This window comes from Amycolatopsis nivea, assembly GCF_004522235.1.
Classification (GTDB): Bacteria; Actinomycetota; Actinomycetes; order Mycobacteriales; family Pseudonocardiaceae; genus Amycolatopsis; species Amycolatopsis nivea.
On the sequence record NZ_SDLT01000008.1, the window covers coordinates 14277 to 34624 of the forward strand.

The following is a 20348-nucleotide window of genomic DNA, read 5'->3' on the forward strand; positions in this document are numbered from 1 at the left end:
ACTCAGCGCTGCGGCTTCCAGGGACTGACCGTGTCGGTCGGCCGGGTCGGATCGTAGAAGCGCGGACGGATGGGTTCGTGGCGGCGCAACGGAACCAGTCCGTCCGTGATGGCCTGCATGATCTTGGCGTGCGCGCGAACGCCCGCGCCGGGCCGCTCCGGCTCGACGTCGGAGAGGTCCACCGGCGCGCCGAAATGCACCTTGAACCGGGGCCGCCGCAACGGCGCGCTCAACCCGGACTTCGCCAGCGGCAGCAGGTCCGCGGGCCCGTTCACGGTCTCCGTGCCCCAGTAGACAGCCTCGTGCGCGCCCCACTGGCTGATCGGGATCACCGGCACGCCCGCGGCGAGCGCGAGCCGCGCCGCCCCGGTCTTGCCGCGCTCGGGCCACAGCCCCGGGTCGTGGCTGATCCGCCCCTCCGGATAAACGACGATCGGCTCGCGCGTCGTCCGCAACGCCTCCGCGGCTTCGGCGAACTGCCCGATCGCGGTCGCCGCCTTGGCCCGGTCCACGCGCAAATGCCCGCTGACCTTGAGCGCGGGCCCGATCACCGGCGCGTCGAGAATCCCGCCGGCGAGCATGAACCGGGGATTGATGCCGATCCGCTTGCACGCCGCCATGAGCACGAAGGCGTCGAACACACCGATGTGATTGGCCGCCATGAGCAGCGGCTTCCCCCGGAGCTCCCGCGGCACCGCCCCGGTGACCGTGAGCCGCCCGACGAGATTCACCAGCCCTCGGTCGAGGTTGAGCATCGTCCGCCAGATCGCGGGGGCACGGCGCGAAGCCTCGTCCTGTTGGAGCGCGAACATGAGCAGAGCATTTCACGGGCGGAGCCACCTGCGGCAACGCGGTTCTCGGTGCGGTGGGGGCGGTGTGGGCTTCGGATGCTGTTGTGGCTGCTCAGAGCGCGTGCGGAGGGGCTCGGCCTGGTTCGTGGTCAGTAGTCCCATTCCCAGCCGAGGCTGCCGTTCAGGTACCCGTTGGCGGCGGTGAGCAGGAGCGTGCCGTGCGGGTTGGGGGTGTCGACCACGAGCTGACCCGTGTACTTGCTGCTGGGCGCGAACTGGAACGGGAGCTCCTTGACCCGCCATTTGCATGGACTGTTGTACTCGGCCTGGTTGGTGAAGCCGTCCTCGCCGCGGGTCGAGAACCGGGTCTCGTTGAGCACGTCATTGCCGAAGGCGTAGATGTCGGACGGGTCGCCGCCGGCGGCGGGCATCTGGACGGTGAAGTCGAGCACCAGCGTGTGCATGCCCGGCTTGCGCGTCCCGGGCCGGTCGCAGGCCGGGTCGACGGTGATTTTGGTCAGCCACGCGGTGATGCGCGGTTCGCCGGTGGCGGGGTCGCGGGTGCCCCAGACCTGCCCGACGGATTTCTTCAAGTAGGTATCCGCTGCCATCGCGCTGGTGGTCGGCACCGCCGCGACGCTCGCGGGCGCAGGGGAGTCGGCCACGGGGGACGACGCTGGGACGGAAGCCGCCGGACGGGAAGCCGGTGGAGCGGGAGACGCTGGAGCGGGCGCATTGTTGCCGCACGCGGAGAGCAGCACTGTCAGCGTCGCCGTGCCGAGGGCGAGGCCGAAGAGAGTCCGGATGGTCATGCTTGCTCCAAGCCCTGTCGAAGAGTGCTTCGATGGGTCGCGTTGATCACGCGAGCTGTTACGGCACGAATGTCCGGAAGGAGAGCGGCCGCGCACCCGGATTCATGGGCGGGGATTGAGCGGTTGTCGCTGGTCAGGAAACCTCAGCGGGTCGCAGCTCAGTGGAATCCGAATACCCGGACTCAAGCCACCGAGTACAGCCCGACACCGTCGCCCCGTCGACGTCCCGGGTCTGCAGCAACATCCCGGTCTCCGAATCGAACACCAGTTGCCGCGTCCCAGCCCGCGCCGAATCCGGGACACTCACCACAACCCCCGGCAACTCCGCGTCATCCAGGACCAGCCCGGGCTGCTCCGCCAACCACAAGAGCAGCAATCGCTGCAGTTCAGGCGTCACCACCTGCGTAAGCCACACAGTGCTGAAAGCCTTGACCACCCCAGCCGGACTAATCCGCCGCCGCAGTTCTGCGCTCACCGACGGCAGATCCCGGCCCACCAGGAAGTCGCTCATCAATCCGCCCGCCGGGAAGTTGCCGCTAGGCCGCACAGGCGTCCCAGCCTGCGTCACCAGCAACCGACCCGAACCGTCCGCGGCGATCCAGTCCTCGCGCTCGAAGAATTGAGTGCTCGCCGACAGAACCCGCCCCGAAGCGGTCCGGTCCGTGTGCCCGGCCCAGCCGGACTTGCGGAGATAGTGGTACCGCCCCGTACCCCGAGGTGCCGCAGCGAAAACGGTCCGTTCGGCAAGCAGTCGCACGATCTCGGCAGGGCTGGGCATGGAGGGACCTCGCCTTCCCAGGAGACCCCCGATGCTTCCACAAGATCCACTGTGATCCGGGACGATTGTTTCGGGTGCGCTGCGAGTGGCACATGTGACTATCGGTCCTCGCCCGTTACCGTGGAGGCATGGCTGGGTCGGCGACGAGAAAGCGGAGCACTGCGGGAAGCGGCGGGAAGGCACCGGCGCGTAGTTCGCGTACGCCGGCGAAGTCTCGGGCCGCCGCGTCGAGCAGGTCGTCGAAAGGCCGTTCGACCAGGGGCAGTTCGCGGCCGCGGACGTCCAGTGCCCGGCGCCCGGCGCCCCGGCGCAAGAACGGCGCGTTCGGGCGCGGCGTGCGCAGCACCTGGAACCTCGTGGCCAAGGGCGTCGGTTCGCTGGCCCGCACGGTCGGGCGCACGCGGGAGCTCGAGGCCGAGCACCGGCGCGACGGGCTCGCTCTCGGGCTGATCGCGCTGGCCATCGTCGCCGCGGTCGGCGTCTGGTGGCGGGCGGCCGGGCCGATCGGGGCCGGGGTCGAGATCGCGACGCGGACGGTGCTCGGCGCGGGAGCGGTGACGCTGCCGCTGGTGCTGCTCGTGGTCGCGGTCGCGCTGATGCGGTCCGAACCTAGCCCGGAAACCCGGCCGCGGATGGTGATCGGCACGCTGCTGGTCGTGCTGTCCGTGCTCGGGATGCTGCACATCTTCACCGCGCTCCCGGACACCAACGACGGCCGCATGTACGCGGGCGGCATTCTCGGCGCGTTCTCCGGCGGGCTGCTCAGCAAGGGCGTCACCACCTGGGTCGCGGTGCCGTTGCTGATCCTCGCGCTGCTGTTCGGCGTCCTCGTGTTCACCGGCACGCCGGTGCGCGACATCCCGCACCGCCTGCGCACCTGGGGCCTCGACGAGCACGAGCTGGCCGAATACGAGGCCGGTCAGCACGACGACGAGCCCGAACCCGAGCCTGAGGCCGACCCGAAGTCCGTCCGGCTGCGCAAACCGTCGCGCCGCCGCCAGGCCAGTGCCGACAAGGACGGCGAGCAGCTCGACATCGACGCCGCGCTCGCCGAACCGGCCACGCCGATCCGGCCGCCGAAGCCGGTCGCGCCGCCTGCCGACGTGCCGGAGAAGAAGCCGAAGAAGGCTCCGGAACCCGCGCTGTCGGTCACCCGCACCGTCGAGGGCGACTACGCGCTCCCGCCGCCCGACCTGCTGAAGCTCGGCGACGCGCCGAAGTCCCGCAGCAAGGCCAACGACCAGATGATCGAGGCGATCACCGGCGTCCTCGACCAGTTCAACGTCGACGCGCAGGTCACCGGCTTCACCCGCGGCCCGACGGTCACCCGGTACGAGGTCGAGCTCGGCCCGGGCGTGAAGGTCGAGAAGATCACCGCGCTGACCAAGAACATCGCCTACGCGGTGGCCACCGACAACGTCCGCCTCCTGGCGCCGATCCCGGGCAAGTCCGCGGTCGGCATCGAGGTGCCCAACTCGGACCGCGAGATGGTGCGCCTCGGCGACGTGCTGCGCGCGCCGACCACGGTCAAGGACAACCACCCGATGCTGATCGGGCTCGGCAAGGACATCGAGGGCGAGTTCGTCACCGCGAACCTCACGAAGATGCCGCACTTGCTGGTGGCGGGTTCGACCGGTTCCGGTAAGTCCAGCTTCGTGAACTCCATGCTGGTGTCGCTGCTGGCCCGGTCGACGCCCGCCGAATGCCGGATGATCCTGATCGACCCGAAGATGGTCGAGCTGACCCCGTACGAGGGCATCCCGCACCTGATCACGCCCATCATCACGCAGCCGAAGAAGGCCGCCGCCGCGCTGGCCTGGCTCGTCGAGGAGATGGAGCAGCGCTACCAGGACATGCAGGCCAACCGGGTCCGGCACATCGACGACTTCAACGCCAAGGTCCGCTCCGGCGACATCACCGCGCCGCCGGGCAGCGAACGCGAGTACCAGCCGTATCCGTACATCATGGCGATCGTCGACGAGCTGGCCGACCTGATGATGACCGCCCCGCGCGACGTCGAGGACGCGATCGTCCGGATCACCCAGAAGGCCCGCGCCGCGGGCATCCACCTGGTGCTCGCGACGCAGCGGCCGTCGGTCGACGTCGTCACCGGCCTGATCAAGACCAACGTGCCGTCGCGGCTCGCGTTCGCCACGTCGTCGCTCACCGACTCGCGGGTCATCCTCGACCAGCCGGGCGCGGAGAAGCTGATCGGCATGGGCGACGCGCTCTACCTGCCGATGGGCGCCGGGAAACCGGTCCGCATCCAGGGCGCGTTCGTCGGCGACGAGGAGATCGCCGCGGTCGTCAACTTCGCCAAGGAACAGGCGCAGCCGGACTACAACGAGGGCGTCACCAGCGCCAAGGCGGGCGAGAAGAAGGAGATCGACCCGGACATCGGCGACGACCTCGACGTCCTGCTGCAGGCCGCCGAGCTGATCGTCACGTCGCAGTTCGGCTCCACCTCGATGCTGCAGCGCAAGCTCCGCGTCGGCTTCGCCAAGGCCGGACGGCTGATGGACCTGCTGGAAAGCCGCGGCGTGGTCGGCCCGTCGGAGGGCTCGAAGGCCCGCGACGTGCTGATCAAGCCGGAGGAACTGGAGTCGGTGCTGTTCATGATCCGCGGCGGCTCCGACGCGGGCGGCTCGCCCGCCGGCGGCGAGGACGAAGACTTCTGAGCCGGGCGTGCAACCCGGCGGCGCGTCCGGCCCGTCCACTGCGCATGGACCTCAAGAAGCTCGCACTGGGTATCGGGACGGCCGCCGCGCTGGCCGGGTGCGCGGGCGGAACGGCCGCCATCGCGCAGACACCGTCGCGCCCGCCGGCCGCTGATCCGGGCGGAAACGTGGCGCTCACGCCCGGCCAGGAGGTGCAGGTCGCCGGACGGGACCTGACGGTGCGCTACCGCCAGCTGGTCTCGGATTCGCGCTGCAAGCCGGGCAGGCAATGCTTCGTGGCGGGGGAGGCCGTGGTGGCGCTGGTCCTCACTGAACCGGGCCGGGGCGAGCACACGTCCGTCCAGCTTCATACCGGCCGTCAGGGTCCGGACACGACTAGGTTCGCGGGGACGACGGTGAAGCTGGCCGCGGTGGACGGGTCGGGGAGCCACATCCTGGTGCGGTTCTCCTGAGGGGCTCGGAATTCGAGCAGCGTCCGGGAGTTCTCGGGATGCCCCGGGTCGGCGAGTGCGGCATTTCTTCGTGACACCGGGGCGAGCACACGTCCGTCCAGCTTCATACCGGCCGTCAGGGTCCGGACACGACTAGGTTCGCGGGGACGACGGTGAAGCTGGCCGCGGTGGACGGGTCGGGGAGCCACATCCTGGTGCGGTTCTCCTGAGGGGCTCGGAATTCGAGCAGCGTCCGGGAGTTCTCGGGATGCCCCGGGTCGGCGAGTGCGGCATTTCTTCGTGACACCGGGGCGAGCACACGTCCGTCCAGCTTCATACCGGCCGTCAGGGTCCGGACACGACTAGGTTCGCGGGGACGACGGTGAAGCTGGCCGCGGTGGACGGGTCGGGGAGCCACATCCTGGTGCGGTTCTCCTGAGGGGCTCGGAATTCGAGCAGCGTCCGGGAGTTCTCGGGATGCCCCGGGTCGGCGAGTGCGGCATTTCTTCGTGACACCGGGGCGAGCACACGTCCGTCCAGCTGCACACCGGCCGTCAGGGTCCGGACGCGACCACGTTCGCCGGGACGACGGTGAAGCTGGCCGCGGTGGACGGGTCGGGGAACCACATCCTCGTGCGGTTTTCCTGAGGGCGCTCAGAACTCCAGCAGCATCCGCGAGTTCCCGAGGGTGTTCGGCTTGACGTAGGGCAGGTCGAGGAACTCCGCGACGCCCGGGTCCAGCGACCGCCGCATCTCCTCGTACACCTCGTGCGACACCGGGGCGCCGTCGATCTCGACGAATCCGTGCCCGGAGAAGAACGACGTCTCGAACGTCAGCACGAACAGCCGCTTGAGCCCCAGCTCGCGGGCTTCTTCGACGAGCCTGCCGACCAGCGCGCGGCCGATCCCGCGGCCGCGCGCCGCTTTGTCGACCACCACGGTGCGCAGTTCGCCGATGTCCTCCCACAGCACGTGCAGCGCGGCCGCGCCCAGCACGTCGTCGGTGCCGTTCTCCTCGTCGGTCGCGACCCAGAACTCCTGCACCGCCTCGTAGAGCGTGACCAGATCTTTCTCGAGGAGCACGCGGCCCGCGTCGGAATCGACGAGGGCCTTGATCTTGCGGACGTCGGCGATCCGCGCGCGGCGGACGGACGGGGAGCGGGAATCGGGCACCTGGTCAAGATAACGACCGCGAGGACCGGCCGCGCCGAGCGGCTCCATCGGGGGACCCCGGATGCGTGACGCCGCGAGCCGTCACGTATAGCTAGTGAACGCACATGACCAGTAGTCGGCGGCCCGGCCCGCCGCCGGCCCCCGGGAGGAACCTGCATGTCCGGCACCACGGTGGCTGCCCCGGAACGGCCCGGCAAACCTCCCGCCGGGCCGAGCGCGCAAGCGCGGTTCCGGCCCGAGCTGCAGGGCGTGCGGGCGCTGGCCTCGGTGCTGGTCGTGGTCTACCACGTGTGGTTCGACCGGATCTCCGGCGGCGTCGACGTGTTCTTCCTCGTCTCCGGGTTCCTCATCACCGGGCAGCTCTACCGGGCGCTGCTGCGCGGCCGCATCGAGCTGCGCGCCACCTGGGCCCGGATGATCAAACGGCTCTTCCCGGCCGCGATGACCGTGCTGCTCACCGTCGTGGTCGTCTCCCAGCTGCTGCTGCCGCAGGACCGCTGGTTCCAGACCATCCGCGAGGTCGTCGCGTCGGCGCTGTTCTACGAGAACTGGCAGCTCGCGGCCGATTCGGTGGACTACTTCGCCCAGCACAACAGCGCGAGCCTGGTACAGCACTTCTGGTCGCTGTCCATCCAGGGCCAGTTCTACGTGCTGTGGCCGCTGCTGTTCGTCGGCCTCGGCCTGCTCGTGCGCCGGCTCGGCTGGTCGCTGCGGCGCACGGTGAACCTGCTGCTGATCGTCCTGTTCGCCGCCTCGCTCGCGTACTCGGTGTACCTCACCGCCGCCGACCAGCCGCTGGCCTACTTCCACGGCCTTACCCGGGTGTGGGAATTCGCGCTCGGCGGCCTGATGGCGATGTTCCTCGACCAGGTCACGCTGCCGCGCCTGCTGCGCATCGTGCTCGGCTGGGTCGGCGTCGCGGGGCTGGTGCTGTGCGGCGTGCTGCTCGAGGTCGACAGCGTGTTCCCCGGCTGGATCGCGCTGTGGCCGACCGTCTCGGCGGGCCTGGTGCTGGTCGCCGGGCAGACCGGCAGCGTGCTCGGCGCGGACCGCTGGCTCAGCTCGAAATTCCTCGGCTACGTCGGCAACCTCAGCTTCTCGCTGTACCTGTGGCACTGGCCGGTGCTGGTGTTCTACCTGATCGTCCGCGACCGGGTCGCGGTCGGCCTGCTCGGCGGCGCGTTCGTGGTCGGCGTGTCGTTCCTGCTCTCGATCCTGACCTACCACCTGATCGAAAACCCGATCCGGCTGTCGAAGATCGGCACCGCGAAACGCTGGGGCGCCTACCGGTTCGGCGTGCTCGCGCTGGCCCCGGTGCTCGTCGCGAGCGGCGTCTGGCAGGGCGTGAGCAGCGCGCGGGCGAACTACGAGATCGCGATCGGCGACCCGGACCACCCGGGCGCGGTCGCGCACGCGCCGGGCTTCGTCTACCGCGGCACGCCGTCGCCGTCGATCGTGCCGCCCACGGTGAAGCTGGCCGACGACTGGGCCCGCACGCCGCTGGACCAGTGCTCGATCTCGCCGCGCAACAAGGAACTGCAGATCTGCTCGGAGTTCCCGGAGGGCCCGCCGACGAAGCGGGTCGTGCTGGTCGGGGATTCGCACATCCAGCAGTTCCTCGCGTCTTTCCGGCCCGCGATCGTCTCGGACGGCTGGGAAGTCTCGACCATGCTGAAGGGCGCGTGCCCGTACTCGTCCGGCTCCGAGCTGATGCCCGGCGACCAGCCCTGCCTCGACTGGAACAAGGCCGTCACCGACGAACTGCTCGACACGCGCCCGGACGCGGTGATCATGCTCGGCACCATCAACTCGAAGCCGGGGCCGCACGAGACGACGCCGAAGGGCTTCGCCGACGTCTGGTCCACTTTGGACAAGGCGGGCATCCCGGTCGTGGCCGTGCGCGACAACCCGCGCTACACGTTCAACATGGCCAGCTGCGTCGCGCAGAAGAGCCCGGCCGACCCGTCGTGCTCGGTGCCGCGGTCCGCCGCGGTGGCCGCGACGCCGTCGTGGGAGCAGATCGAGGACGTCCCGGACAACGTGACCTTCCTGGACTTCACCGACTACTACTGCGACCAGAAGCGCTGCCGCGCGGTCGTCGGGAACGTGCTGGTCTACATGGACGACAACCATCCGTCCGCGACCTTCAACACGACACTCGCGCCGATCGCGGTCAAACAGCTCAAACAAGCCCTGCGGTGGTGACCGCGCGCGGGGCGGGAAGGGACGAGTTCGGCGGCTAGCCGTCGCGGAGCGTCCCGGGTTGGGCACAATGGGGCGGCGGCGGGATCGCCGCACGGGCACCTGAGGGGGAGCTGGTCTTTTTGACGCGCGCAGGGTGGGACGCATTCCAGGCCGCACAGTCCGAGGCGGCGGCGGGCCGGACGGCCGCGCTGACCGGCCCGGACGGCGTCGGATGGCTGCTCGTCCCCGGCCAGGCGTGGCAGCGCAGGCTGCCGGACGGGAACTGGCAGTACACGCAGCCGCCCGCGGATCCCGGCTACCGCGGCGCGGCCCGCCTCGTGCCGCCGCCCGCTCCCGGCACGCCCGCGCCGGGCTACGGCGCGCCGCAGCAGTACCCGGGCGGCCAGCCGGGCTACGCCGGTCCCGGCAACGGAGGTCCCCGGCCGCCGTATCCGGGTCCGCCGAGCAACCCGGGCGGTTTCGCCGCGCCCCAGGGCAATCCCGGGTACGCGGGGCCGCCGCAGGGCTATCCCGGACCGCAGGGCGGCCCCGGCGGCTATCCCGGACCCGCCGCGCCGCAAGGCAACGGATTCGGCGGCCCGCCGCCCGCTCCGCAGGGCTACCGTCCGCCGCCGCCCGGCTACCAGCAGCCGCAGGGCGGCCCGTGGTCCGGACAAGTGCCCGCGCAGCCGCCGCCCGCCGCGCCTCCAGCACCGCAGCCGCCAGCCGCGCCTTCGGGGCCTCCGCCGCTGCCCGCCGCCGGGCCTCCGGGATCGGTGCCGCCGGTCCCCGCGAGCGCCCCGAATCCCGCTCAACCGCCGCAGATCCGGGTAGAGAGCCTCGGTCAGGCGGGGATGTTCGTCGCCGGGACCGAATCGATGGCCGAGTTCGTCACGCGCGCCACCCGGGTGGTCGCCTGGGCGGACGCCACCCGGCACGGCACGGCGAACGGCCCCGGCGAACCGCCGCCGCCCGAACCGGAACGGCCGGGTTCGGACGGCAACGGCAACAACGTGCTCGGCGACATGGCGCGGCACAGCCGGTCGGTCACGCTCGACCTGCTCGCCGCGGGCAACCGCATGTGGCAGCGCAAGGAGCAGTCCCGCTACGAAAAGGCCTACGAGGAGTGGCAGAAGGCCTACGCCGAATGGGAGAAGCGCGAAGCGGCCCGGATGACCGCGGGCACCAAGCAGCCGAACCCGTTCATCCTGCTGATCGGGGAAGCGAACACCGGCCAGCGCCGGTTCACCCGGGCGCTGAAGGCGTCGCTGACCGAGGCCGAAGTCGGGTTCGACAACGCCGAGTTCTTCGACTGCGCCGTCCTGGTCGCCGAGTACGGCGACGACCCGATCGAGCGTTCCGTGCCGACGACGATCAACGAGATCGAGAACGGCGGCTCCGCGCTCATGCTCGCGGAGCGGGTCGACGCGCTCTTCGAGAAGGACCTCGCCGGCACCGTCCGGCTGCTCCGCAACTACGCGCGCGACCAGGACAGCTGCCGCCTGATCGTCTTGGACGGCACTGAAAAGGTCCTCGAACAGCTCAGCGCCGAGGCCCCCGACCTGGTGCAGAACATGCTGCAGTACCGGCTGCCCCGGTTCGACCGGCCCGCCGAAGCGGCCGCGCTGCTCGACGTCCTCGCCCGGGAGCGCTCGTTCGGCCTGCCCGCCGACGTGCGCGACCGCCTCGCCGCGCTCGTCAAGGAACCCAGCGCCCGCACGGTGGAGGCGCTGCTGGACGCGGCCTCGCGGCAGGCGATCAGCCGGGGCGCGATGCCGGGCACCCGGATCGAGATCGGCCACCCGGACATCGAGCCGCTCGTCGCCGCGGCCGGCCAGCGCGGCGGGTCCTCGATCGAGGAGCTGCTCGCCGAACTGGACGGGATGATCGGCCTCGCCGCGGTCAAGGAGCGGGTCCGTTCGCTGACGTCGGAGATGACGATCGACGCGCGGCGCCGCGAAGCGGGCATGAAGGTCGCCGTGCGCAGCCGCCATCTGCTGCTCACCGGCAATCCCGGCACGGCGAAGACGACCGTCGCCCGGCTGCTCGGCAAGATCTACCAGGCGCTCGGCGCGCTGCCCAAGGGCCACGTCGTCGAGGTGACCCGCACCGACCTGGTCGGCGAGTACGTGGGCCAGACATCGCTGAAGACCCGCGCGGCGGTCCAGCGGGCCGTCGGCGGCGTGCTGTTCCTCGACGAGGCCTACAACCTCGTGAACGACAAGGACGACGACTTCGGCCGGGAAGCGGTCGCGGAACTGCTGGTGCAGATGGAAAACCACCGCGAGGACCTGGTGGTCTTCGCGGCCGGCTACCCGAAGGAGATGGACGCCTTCCTGGAGTCCAACTCCGGCCTGCGCTCGCGGTTCGCCGGGTCCATCGAATTCCCGGACTACTCCAACGACGAGCTGGCGCAGATCTTCCGCGCGATGGCGAAGGGGCAGGGCTACGAGCTGTCCGCGGACCTGCTCGCGGCGCTGCCCGAAGCGGTCCGGCGGATCCCGCGCGGGCGCGGCTTCGCGAACGGCCGGTCCGCGCGCGTGCTGCTGGAAGCGGCGATCGGGAAGCAGTCCACCCGGTTGACCACCGACGGCGGCGCGGACCTGGTCACGCTCGTCGCCGCCGACCTCCCGCAGCCCGGCGAATCCGGGGTGGGCGCGGTGGACGACACCGGACCGCGGCGCAGTCTGCCGGAGCTGCTGGCCGAACTGGACGCGATGATCGGGCTCGGCTCGGTGAAACAGCGCGTGCGGTCCATGGTGGACGAGATGGCCGTCGACGCGCGGCGGCGCGAAGCGGGCATGAAGGTCGCCGTCCGCAGCCGCCACCTGCTGTTCACCGGCAACCCGGGCACGGCGAAGACGACCGTGTCGCGGCTGGTCGGGCAGATCTACCGCGAGCTGGGCGTGCTGCCGTCCGGGCACCTCGTGGAAGTCGGCCGCGGCGATCTCGTCGCCGAGTTCACCGGCCAGACCGCGCCGAAGACCCGCGAAGTGTGCGAACGGGCCGCGGGCGGCGTGCTGTTCATCGACGAGGCGTACAACCTCGTGCGCGACGACAACGACGACTACGGCAAGGAAGCCGTCACCGAACTGCTGGTGCAGATGGAGAACCACCGCGAGGACCTGGTGGTCTTCGTCGCGGGCTATCCCAAGCAGATGGACGAGTTCCTCGAGTCCAACCCCGGCCTGCGGTCGCGGTTCTCCGGCCGGATCGAGTTCCCGGACTACACCAACGAGGAACTCGCCGGGATTTTCACCGTGATGGCGAAGAGCCAGGGCTACGAGCTGTCCGCCGACCTCGCCGCCGCGCTGCCCGAGGCGATCCGCCGCATCCCGCGCGGCCGCGGGTTCGCGAACGGCCGGTCCGCGCGCGGCCTGCTGGAAGCCGCGATCAGCGGGCAGTCCAGCCGGCTCGCCGCCGCCCCGGACACGCCGCCGGACCAGCTGGCCGTCCTCGTGGCCGCGGACCTGCCGGGCGAGGCCGGGGTCGCGGTCAGCGACGACGCCGGACCGCGCCGCGGGCTGGACGACCTGCTGGCCGAACTCGACGGCATGATCGGCCTGGACGGGGTGAAGGAGCAGGTCCGCGCACTGGTCGCGGAAACGCGGCTGGACGCGCGCCGCCGCAAGGCCGGGCTGCCGGTCGGGGCGCGCAGCAGGCACCTGGTGTTCACCGGCAACCCCGGCACGGCGAAGACGACCGTCGCGCGCCTGATGGGCCAGCTCTACCGGGAGCTCGGCGTGCTGCCGTCCGGGCACCTCGTCGAGGTCGCGCGGCCGGACCTGGTCGGCGAGTACATCGGCCAGACCGCGCCGAAGACCCGCGAGGTGTGCGAGCGGGCGATCGGCGGGCTGCTGTTCATCGACGAGGCGTACAACCTGGTCCAGAGCTACTCGAACGGCACCGACTTCGGCAGCGAGGCGGTCGCCGAACTGCTGGTGCAGATGGAGAACCACCGCGAGGACCTGATCGTGATCGCCGCGGGCTACCCGGCGGACATGGACCGCTTCCTCGACGCCAACGCGGGCCTGCGGTCCCGCTTCGGCGCGACGGTGCACTTCGCCGACTACGACAACGACCAGCTGGCCGCGATCTTCACCGCCATGGCGGGCAAACAGGGCTACCGGCTCGACCCCGGGCTCGTCGAAGCGCTGCCCGGGTTCATGGCCGGCCTCGACCGCGGAACGGGTTTCGCCAACGGCCGTTCGGCCCGCGGCCTGCTCGAACGCGCGATCCGGGCGCAGGCGATGCGGCTGGCCGGCCCGGACGTCGACTTGGAGGCGCTGGACGACGCGGAGCTGACCCTGCTGACGGTCCCGGACGTGTCCGCCGCGGAATGACCCGCTCGGACGACCGGGTTTGCCGTCCGTGAAGGACTCCTTGAAGGAATCTGATTCCCTCGAGGGGCCCTTCACGGACGGCGAACCCGGCGCCGGAGGAGACCGCGTCACCGCACTGGGCGACTCCGTCTCGGGGCGGTCCGGACACGACGGCTACCCTGAACGTCGTGCCTTCTCCAGCCGCTGACTCCGCTCGCGCCCGCCGTGTCTCCCTCGTGACCTTGGGCTGTGCCCGCAACGAGGTCGATTCCGAGGAGCTGGCGGGCCGGCTGGCCGCGGGCGGCTGGGAACTGGCCGCCGAACCGGAGGACTCCGACGTCGTCGTGGTCAACACGTGCGGGTTCGTCGAATCGGCCAAAAAGGACTCGGTCGACACGCTGCTCGCCGCCGCCGACACCGGCCGCAAGGTCGTCGCGGTCGGCTGCATGGCCGAGCGCTACGGCACCGAACTCGCCGACAGCCTGCCCGAGGCCGACGCGGTGCTCGGCTTCGACCACTACGCCGACCTCTCGTCGCGGCTGGACGACGTGGTCGCCGGCCGCGCGATCGCCTCGCACACCCCGTCCGACCGCCGCAAGCTGCTGCCGATCAGCCCGGTGCAGCGGCCCGCCGCGACCGCCGAGGTCGAGGTGCCCGGGCACGCGCAGCACGGCTGGGGCCCGCGCGTCCTGCGCACGCGGCTCGACGATTCCCCGGTCGCCGCGCTGAAGATCGCCTCCGGCTGCGACCGCCGCTGCTCGTTCTGCGCGATCCCGTCGTTCCGCGGGTCGTTCGTGTCCCGCCAGCCCGACGAGATCGTCGCCGAGGCCGCCTGGCTCGCCGAGAACGGCGCGAAGGAACTGTTCCTGGTCAGCGAGAACTCCACGTCGTACGGCAAGGACTTCGGCCGCGACGGCACCCGCGCGCTCGAACTGCTGCTGCCGCGGCTCGCGGAGATCGACGGCATCGAGCGCGTCCGCGTCTCCTATCTGCAGCCCGCCGAAACGCGGCCGCAGCTGGTGCGGGCGATCGCGACCACGCCGGGCGTCGCGGACTACTTCGACCTGTCCTTCCAGCACTCCAGCGAGCAGGTGCTGCGCCGGATGCGCCGGTTCGGGTCCACCGACTCGTTCCTCGCGCTCACCGAGCAGATCCGCGAGTACTCGCCCGAGGCGGGCATCCGCACCAACGTGATCGTCGGCTTCCCCGGCGAGACCGAGGACGACCTCGCAGAGCTGGAGCGGTTCCTCACCGGGGCCCGGCTCGACGCGGTCGGCGTGTTCGGCTACTCCGACGAGGACGGCACCGAGGCCGAGACCTTCGAGGGCAAGCTCGACCCGGCCGTGGTCGCCGAGCGCGTCGCGCGCATCTCGGCGCTGGTCGAGGAGCTGACCGCGCAGCGCGCCGAGGACCGCATCGGCACCTTCGTGGACGTGCTGGTCGAGCACGACGGCACGGACGGCGACGACGCGGTCGGCCGCGCCGCGCACCAGGCCCCTGAGGTCGACGGGGAATGCGTCATTCTCGAGGACGAAGAGACCAAGCCGCTCTCCGTGGGCGACATCGTCCGCTGCGAGGTCGTCGACTCCGCCGGCGTCGACCTGGTCGTCCGTCCGGCACCGGACGCCGGCCGGTGAGTGCCGCGCCCAGCGGGGCTGGCGAGGGCGTGCCCCGCGCCGCGTCGGAGGGCGGGGCCCAGCTGCCCGAGGCGACTCCGGTCCCGACGCTGAACCTGGCGAATCTGCTCACCATCTCGCGGCTCGTCCTGGTCCCGCTGTTCGTGGTCGCGCTGTTCACCGGCCACGGCGAGGACACCACCTGGCGCGCGATCGCCACCGGGCTCTTCGCCATCGCCTCGGCCACCGACCAGGTCGACGGCTGGGTCGCCCGCCGCTACGGGCTCATCACCGACTTCGGCAAGATCGCCGACCCGATCGCGGACAAGGCGCTCATCGGCGCCGCCCTGGTCGGGCTCAGCGCGCTGGGGGAGCTGTCCTGGTGGGTCACGATCGTGATCGCGGTGCGCGAGATCGGCGTGACCCTGCTGCGGTTCTGGGTGATCCGGCACGGCGTGATCCCGGCCAGCCGCGGCGGCAAGGCGAAGACGATGGCGCAGATCATCGCGATCGTGACCTATCTGCTGCCGCTGCCGGCCGGCGCGGACCCGGTGCGCTGGGCGCTCATGGGTCTCGCGGTGGCGCTGACCGTGATCACCGGCGTCGACTACCTGATCCGCGCGATCCGCCTGCGCGCCGCCGGCCGGCGCGCGATGGGCTCGTGATGACCGAAGCGCGCGAACTGGTCGCGACCCTCACCCGCCGGGGGGAAACCGTGGCCGCCGCGGAGTCGCTCACGGCCGGTCTCGTCTGCGCCACACTCGCCGAGGTGCCGGGCGCGAGCGCGGTGCTCCGCGGTGGTCTGGTGGTCTACGCCACAGAGCTGAAGGCCGCGCTCGCCGGGGTCGACGAACAGCTGCTGGCCGAGCACGGCGCGGTGCACCCCGACGTCGCCGCGCAGCTGGCCAAGGGCGCGCGGGAGCGCTGCGGGGCGACCTGGGGCCTCGGCCTGACCGGCGTCGCCGGGCCGGATCCGCAGGACGGCGTGGCCCCGGGAACGGTGTACGTCGGGCTCAGCGGACCCGGCGTGGACACGGTGCGTGAGCTGGCCGAGACCGGTGACCGGGACACGATCCGGACCGCGTCGGTGCGCGCCGCGTTCGCGCTGCTCGGGGAACAATTAGACTGAAAACGGCGTTCGCCCTTGGCGTACGTACGTGTCAAGTCCTGCACTCGGGGTACCGCTCTGGGTAACGTAGGAGGCACCAGTTCGGGAAGGGAGGCGCGTGATGACCGTGCTGTTGCGCGAGGCGATCGGTGATCGGCTCCGTCATGCCCGCACCAACCAGCGTCGGACGCTGCGTGACATCTCCCGCGCCGCCCGGGTGAGCCTCGGCTACCTGTCCGAGGTCGAGCGCGGCCAGAAGGAAGCTTCCAGCGAGCTGCTGGCGTCGATCTGCGAGGCGCTGGAGCTGCCGCTGGGCGAGCTGCTGCACAAGGTCGCCGCCGACGTGTCGGCCCTCGACAAGGTCGAGGTCGCGCCGGTCGAAGAGGTGGAGACCGCGCCGGCCCAGACTGTTCCGGACCGGGGCGAGGCCGGGTTCGAAGGCGGCCGCCTGGTGTCGGAGCTGATCGGCGACGACCTCTCCGACCTGCGGCTTCAGCCCGCGCCGCGGATGAACACGACGTTGCGGACCACGATCGGCGCGCCCAAGCTCGCGTCCACGATCGCGGCGTAACGCCGGCGCTGTTTCGCTGCACGGCCCCGGGGATCTCCCCGGGGCCGTCGGCGTGCGCGGGGTTCCCCTCCGGGCCGGTCCCGGCCGCCGGTCAGGGCTGACCCTGAATTCCCCCGGGGTCGCCTGGAACGGCGGAGGCCGACCTGACACGATGGAACCCAACGCCGGGGTCGGTACGTTGTGCGACTAGGGGAGCGACGCCCCGCCCCGAAGCAATCAGGGCCCGTGGGACGCAAGAAGGCAGGCGGAGGAGATGGCCAACCCGTTCGTGAAGTTCTGGAAGTACATGATGGCGGCGTTCTCGTCGAAGATCGACGAGCACGCCGACCCGAAGGTACAGATCCAGCAGGCCATCGAGGAGGCGCAGCGCAACCACCAGGCGCTGACGCAGCAGGCCGCCTCCGTGATCGGCAACCAGCGGCAGCTGGAGATGAAGCTCAACCGCCAGCTCGGCGAGGTCGAGAAGCTGCAGGCCTCGACGCGCCAGGCGCTGGTGCTGGCCGACGAGGCCCGCAGCAAGGGCGACGAGGCGAAGGCGACCCAGTTCGAGACCGCGGCGGAGAGCTTCGCCGCGCAGCTGGTCACCGCCGAGCAGAGCATCGAAGACCTCAAGACGCTGCACGACCAGTCGCTGCAGGCGGCGACGCAGGCCAAGCAGGCCGTCGAGCGCAACGCGACGATGCTGCAGCAGAAGCTGGCCGAGCGCACCAAGCTGCTCTCGCAGCTGGAGCAGGCGAAGATGCAGGAGCAGGTCTCCGCGTCGCTGAACCAGATGAGCCAGCTGGCCGCGCCGGGCAACACGCCGTCGCTGGAAGAGGTCCGGGACAAGATCGAGAAGCGCTACACCACCGCGCTGGGCTCGGCGGAGCTGGCGCAGAACTCGGTGCAGGGCCGCATGATGGAGGTCCAGGAGTCGGCCACCCAGATGGCGGGCCACTCGCGGCTCGAGCAGATCCGCGCGTCGATGCGCGGCGACTCGGTCGCCCAGGTCACCGACGGCAGCGCGTCCGCGGGCGCGGGTGCGGCCAAGCCGGCCGCCGCCTCCGGCGACATCCAGCGGGAGATCCAGGCCCGCGTGCAGGCGGAACAGGGCAAGAACCCGGCCTGACCGGCCGGGCACGAGCGGCGCGCAGGGGGTAGGGCCGGATGACCAAGCGACGGGACTTCAGCGAGTTCAACGCGAAGCTCGAGAAGCACATCGAGCGGTTGCCCGACTACGCCCAGCGCGCCCAGGAAAAGCTGCAGCGGTACTTCCCGCCCGCCGACGAGGCGGGCGGGAAGCCGCAGCAGAACGGCCGGACCCAGCGCGGTCCGGTCTCCCCGCAGCCGCCGGCGCCGCGCCGCCCGTCGGCCCCGGCCGCGTTTTCCGCGGTGGCCGGACAGGTGCCCGCGGTGGCCGAGGTCCGCGCGAAATGGCAGCGCTGGAACGAGCCGAGCGCGAAGCACCAGCGGCGGGTCCGCCGCACCTCGCGCGTGCTGACGCTGTGGGTGCTGGTCACGATCCTGTTCGGGGTCCTCACCGTGCTCACCGCCACCGGCCTGCTCGGCGGGGCGGTGGCCGGTCCGGAGATCGGGCAGGCGGTGTTCTCCGGGTTCGCGACGCTGGTGTTCGGCACGTTCAGCGTCCGCACCGGGATGCGGCTGCGAGAGCTCAAGAAGGTCGAACTGCCCGCCGCGCCCAGCGGCCCGCCGCCGCTGCCCGCCGCCGGTTCGGCCGCGCGCGAGCCGATGGAGCGGCTGGCCGAGTCGGAAGCCTCGCTGCGCGAACTCCTGAAGCAGCTTTCGGTCCCGACTTCGCTGGGCACCACGGCGGTTCCCGAGGTTTCCGTCGCCGACGCCCGCGCGACGGCCGACGAGGCGGCCCGTGCGCTGCGCGGCCTGGCCGACCGGATCCAGGCGATCGAACGGGGCCGCAATTCCGCGCCGGAGCGCGAACGTTCCGCGCTGCAGGCCGCGATCGCGAAACTGCGCGAACAACTCGACGACGGCATCGAGGGCTACGGCGGCCTGGTCGCCGCGGCCGGTCGTGCCGTGGCCGCGAGCAGTGACGGGATGGTCACGTCGCGGGAGGCGCTGACGGACGCGACGGACCGGCTCGCCGGGTTGGCGCTGGCGTTGAAGGATCTCGGCTGACCCTGGTCCGTGGGCTCCAGGTGGCTGACTTGCGACCGGGGAATCCGCTGTGAAACGCCCGATCCAGGGGTGAATGTGGTACGGGCCTGCTGCTTCGCGACGACTCCGGGAATCGCAGCGACCGGGCGGGATCACCGTCCTGATGGCCGAGTTTGGGATTCCGGTCGGCGCAACCGGACAGTCCGGCCGCGACGGTGCGTGAGTTTCCCCCGCACACCGCAACAATCGCGTAATCCGATCCTGCTGGTGACGGAAACGTCTGCGGTTTAACGTTTTTCTCATGAGGTCGGTGTTGGCACCCGCCAGGCCCGGCGTCGCAGGCTGAGGTTCGCGGCGCCGGACGTACACAGTGGACTCCTCCGATCCCGCCGAGGAAAGGACGCCCTCGTGACTACGCTCCCGCCGGAACCTGATCCTGTTCCCGTCCCTCCGCCCAGCTCGCACGAGCGGGTCCGCACCGCGTTCGAGCTGCTCGCGAAAGCCGACCGCCCCGGACTCTGGGCTTCGGTGCGGACCATGGAGGAAGTGCTCGTCGAGGCGAAAACCGTCGACGAACGCGTCCACGCCGGAGAAGACCTGCCGCTCGCCGGAATCGTCTGCGCGGCCGACGCCGACGGCCCGCCCGCGCTCGCGCGGCTGACCGACGCCGGCGCGGTGGTCCTCGGAACCACTGTCGCGGACCCGGAAAACGCGGTGGTGGGACTCGAGATCGTCGACCTGGCACTGAATTCCGCCGCCCGCGAGATCGCCGCCCCGCCTGGCGTGCTCACCCTCAAACCGACGCCCGGGCTCATCCCCGGCCCGACCGTTTCGGTGTCCGCGCACCGCCTCGCGTCCGCCCAGCGCGCGATCGCGGCGATGCTCGGCCCCGATGGTCTGGACCCGGCGGCCCGCGAATGGCCCGCCGACGTCCGGCTCGCCGCCGGGCAGCACCCGCGCCTCGGCATCCCCGCCGAGGCCAGCCTGCCGCTGCCCGCGAGGAGGGCGTTCGACGTCGCCGCGGCCTCTCTGGAGGCTTCGGGTGCGGTGCTGGTCCCTGTGGACGTCAGCGCGCTTTACCGGGCCGGAAACGCCCCTGCGGCGCGCTCGCTGCTGGCGGAGCTGGACGCGGTTCTCCTGCCGACCGTCGGAGTCCTGGACGCGACGCTGAACGCCCTGGATCTCGCTGCGGCGACCGTGCCGGGGGACCGGCGGCCGTACGGGATCACGGTGGTGACAAGGGCGTTCGAGGACCAGATCGGGCTCGACCTGGCTTCGGTGCTGACCGGCGAGCAGTCGCCGGATCCGTATCCGTGCGAAAGCGTCGACGTCGTGGTGTTCGGCGCGCATCTGTGCGGCCAGCCGCTGCACGACGAACTGCACGGCGCCCGGTTCGGCGGTCTGGTCCGGACCGCCGAGCGCTACCGGATGGTGCTGCTCGACGGGGTCACGCCGCCGCAGCCCGGGGTGGTCTCCGGCTCGGCGGGCGTGGACGGCGAGCGCTGGCGGTTGTCTCCCGCGGCGTTCGGCCGGTTCGCGGCCGGCTTGGCCGCGCCGTTCGTGCTGGGCCGGGTCGAACTGGAAGACGGGAGCACGCCGCTCGCGGTGCTGTGCGAACCAGCGGCCGCGGCGGGCGGGGAAGGTCTGGACCGGTACGCGTCCTGGCGGGGGTACCTGCGGTTCGTCAGCACTGGCGGACCGCGGTTCCCCGGCTGAGGCCGGGCGGTCGCTTTCGGCGCGGGGGCCCGAGTCTTCGTGGGCGGACTCGGGCT

16 protein-coding genes are annotated in these 20348 nt (G+C 71.3%); 11 read left to right on the forward strand and 5 right to left on the reverse strand.

What is annotated here, in order from left to right; all coding sequences use genetic code 11:
- Positions 1-2 precede the first annotated feature (2 nt).
- The 4 genes from EIZ44_RS11655 to EIZ44_RS45425 all read right to left on the reverse strand — a co-directional run bounded on the left by EIZ44_RS11655 (position 3) and on the right by EIZ44_RS45425 (position 2727).
- A complete protein-coding gene (locus EIZ44_RS11655) occupies positions 3-812 on the reverse strand; it encodes a lysophospholipid acyltransferase family protein (protein WP_167754094.1) in 810 nt (269 codons plus the stop codon).
- Between the two features lie 128 nt (positions 813-940).
- The gene (locus tag EIZ44_RS11660; protein WP_134728555.1) at positions 941-1456 is read right to left on the reverse strand and encodes a hypothetical protein; all 516 of its coding nucleotides are present in this window, start codon (positions 1454-1456) and stop codon (positions 941-943) included.
- Positions 1457-1736: 280 nt separating this feature from the next.
- The gene (locus tag EIZ44_RS11665; RefSeq protein ID WP_134728556.1) at positions 1737-2381 is read right to left on the reverse strand and encodes a hypothetical protein; all 645 of its coding nucleotides are present in this window, start codon (positions 2379-2381) and stop codon (positions 1737-1739) included.
- 115 nt (positions 2382-2496) lie between these two features.
- Positions 2497-2727: a hypothetical protein gene (locus EIZ44_RS45425; protein WP_037812487.1), complete on the reverse strand. Its 231-nt coding sequence runs from the start codon at positions 2725-2727 to the stop codon at positions 2497-2499.
- Here EIZ44_RS45425 and EIZ44_RS11670 point away from each other — a divergent pair.
- Together EIZ44_RS11670 and EIZ44_RS11675 are read left to right on the forward strand one after the other, a co-directional pair.
- Positions 2717-5059, forward strand: a complete 2343-nt coding sequence (locus EIZ44_RS11670; RefSeq protein WP_240691272.1) for an FtsK/SpoIIIE family DNA translocase — start codon at positions 2717-2719, stop codon at positions 5057-5059. The genes EIZ44_RS45425 and EIZ44_RS11670 overlap by 11 nt on opposite strands.
- 44 nt (positions 5060-5103) lie before the next feature.
- Positions 5104-5511 carry a hypothetical protein gene (locus EIZ44_RS11675; RefSeq protein ID WP_240691273.1) on the forward strand — a complete coding sequence of 136 codons (408 nt, stop codon included), beginning with the start codon at positions 5104-5106 and terminating at the stop codon, positions 5509-5511.
- 633 nt (positions 5512-6144) lie between these two features.
- On the opposite strand, the gene EIZ44_RS11680 is transcribed toward EIZ44_RS11675, so the two are convergent.
- Positions 6145-6663, reverse strand: coding sequence for an amino-acid N-acetyltransferase (locus tag EIZ44_RS11680; protein WP_037812807.1), 519 nt, complete (start codon positions 6661-6663; stop codon positions 6145-6147).
- A 156-nt stretch (positions 6664-6819) separates the two neighbouring features.
- On the opposite strand from EIZ44_RS11680, the gene EIZ44_RS11685 reads away from it, so the two are divergent.
- The 9 genes from EIZ44_RS11685 to EIZ44_RS11725 all read left to right on the forward strand — a co-directional run bounded on the left by EIZ44_RS11685 (position 6820) and on the right by EIZ44_RS11725 (position 20292).
- A complete protein-coding gene (locus EIZ44_RS11685) occupies positions 6820-8868 on the forward strand; it encodes an acyltransferase family protein (protein WP_134728558.1) in 2049 nt (682 codons plus the stop codon).
- A 119-nt stretch (positions 8869-8987) separates the two neighbouring features.
- Positions 8988-13190, forward strand: coding sequence for an AAA family ATPase (locus EIZ44_RS45885; protein WP_134728559.1), 4203 nt, complete (start codon positions 8988-8990; stop codon positions 13188-13190).
- A 167-nt stretch (positions 13191-13357) separates the two neighbouring features.
- The gene (gene rimO / locus EIZ44_RS11695; RefSeq protein WP_134728560.1) at positions 13358-14806 is read left to right on the forward strand and encodes a 30S ribosomal protein S12 methylthiotransferase RimO; all 1449 of its coding nucleotides are present in this window, start codon (positions 13358-13360) and stop codon (positions 14804-14806) included.
- Entirely contained in the window at positions 14803-15450 is a 648-nt protein-coding gene (gene pgsA, locus EIZ44_RS11700) for a CDP-diacylglycerol--glycerol-3-phosphate 3-phosphatidyltransferase (protein WP_037812484.1), read from the forward strand. Before rimO ends, pgsA begins: the two co-directional genes overlap by 4 nt.
- Entirely contained in the window at positions 15450-15914 is a 465-nt protein-coding gene (locus EIZ44_RS11705; protein ID WP_037812482.1) for a CinA family protein, read from the forward strand. The genes pgsA and EIZ44_RS11705 overlap by 1 nt, the downstream gene beginning before the upstream one ends.
- A 100-nt stretch (positions 15915-16014) precedes the next feature.
- The gene (locus EIZ44_RS11710; RefSeq protein ID WP_167754095.1) at positions 16015-16464 is read left to right on the forward strand and encodes a helix-turn-helix domain-containing protein; all 450 of its coding nucleotides are present in this window, start codon (positions 16015-16017) and stop codon (positions 16462-16464) included.
- A gap of 253 nt (positions 16465-16717) precedes the next feature.
- Entirely contained in the window at positions 16718-17572 is an 855-nt protein-coding gene (locus EIZ44_RS11715; RefSeq protein WP_134728562.1) for a PspA/IM30 family protein, read from the forward strand.
- Positions 17573-17610: 38 nt separating this feature from the next.
- The gene (pspM, locus tag EIZ44_RS11720; protein ID WP_134728563.1) at positions 17611-18597 is read left to right on the forward strand and encodes a phage shock envelope stress response protein PspM; all 987 of its coding nucleotides are present in this window, start codon (positions 17611-17613) and stop codon (positions 18595-18597) included.
- A 387-nt stretch (positions 18598-18984) separates the two neighbouring features.
- Complete coding sequence (locus EIZ44_RS11725; RefSeq protein WP_134728564.1) at positions 18985-20292, forward strand: allophanate hydrolase-related protein; 1308 nt, start codon at positions 18985-18987, stop codon at positions 20290-20292.
- The last annotated feature ends 56 nt before the right edge of the window (positions 20293-20348 follow it).

Excerpts from the sequence above, each read along its gene's own strand:
- EIZ44_RS11655 (WP_167754094.1), bottom strand. The coding sequence starts at position 812 with ATGTTCGCGCTCCAACAGGACGAGGCTTCGCGCCGTGCCCCCGCGATC.
- EIZ44_RS11710 (WP_167754095.1), top strand. The coding sequence starts at position 16,015 with ATGACCGTGCTGTTGCGCGAGGCGATCGGTGATCGGCTCCGTCATGCC.
- EIZ44_RS11705 (WP_037812482.1), top strand. The coding sequence starts at position 15,450 with ATGACCGAAGCGCGCGAACTGGTCGCGACCCTCACCCGCCGGGGGGAA.
- EIZ44_RS11715 (WP_134728562.1), top strand. The coding sequence starts at position 16,718 with ATGGCCAACCCGTTCGTGAAGTTCTGGAAGTACATGATGGCGGCGTTC.
- EIZ44_RS11685 (WP_134728558.1), top strand. The coding sequence starts at position 6,820 with ATGTCCGGCACCACGGTGGCTGCCCCGGAACGGCCCGGCAAACCTCCC.
- EIZ44_RS11665 (WP_134728556.1), bottom strand. The coding sequence starts at position 2,381 with ATGCCCAGCCCTGCCGAGATCGTGCGACTGCTTGCCGAACGGACCGTT.
- pspM (WP_134728563.1), top strand. The coding sequence starts at position 17,611 with ATGACCAAGCGACGGGACTTCAGCGAGTTCAACGCGAAGCTCGAGAAG.
- EIZ44_RS11675 (WP_240691273.1), top strand. The coding sequence starts at position 5,104 with ATGGACCTCAAGAAGCTCGCACTGGGTATCGGGACGGCCGCCGCGCTG.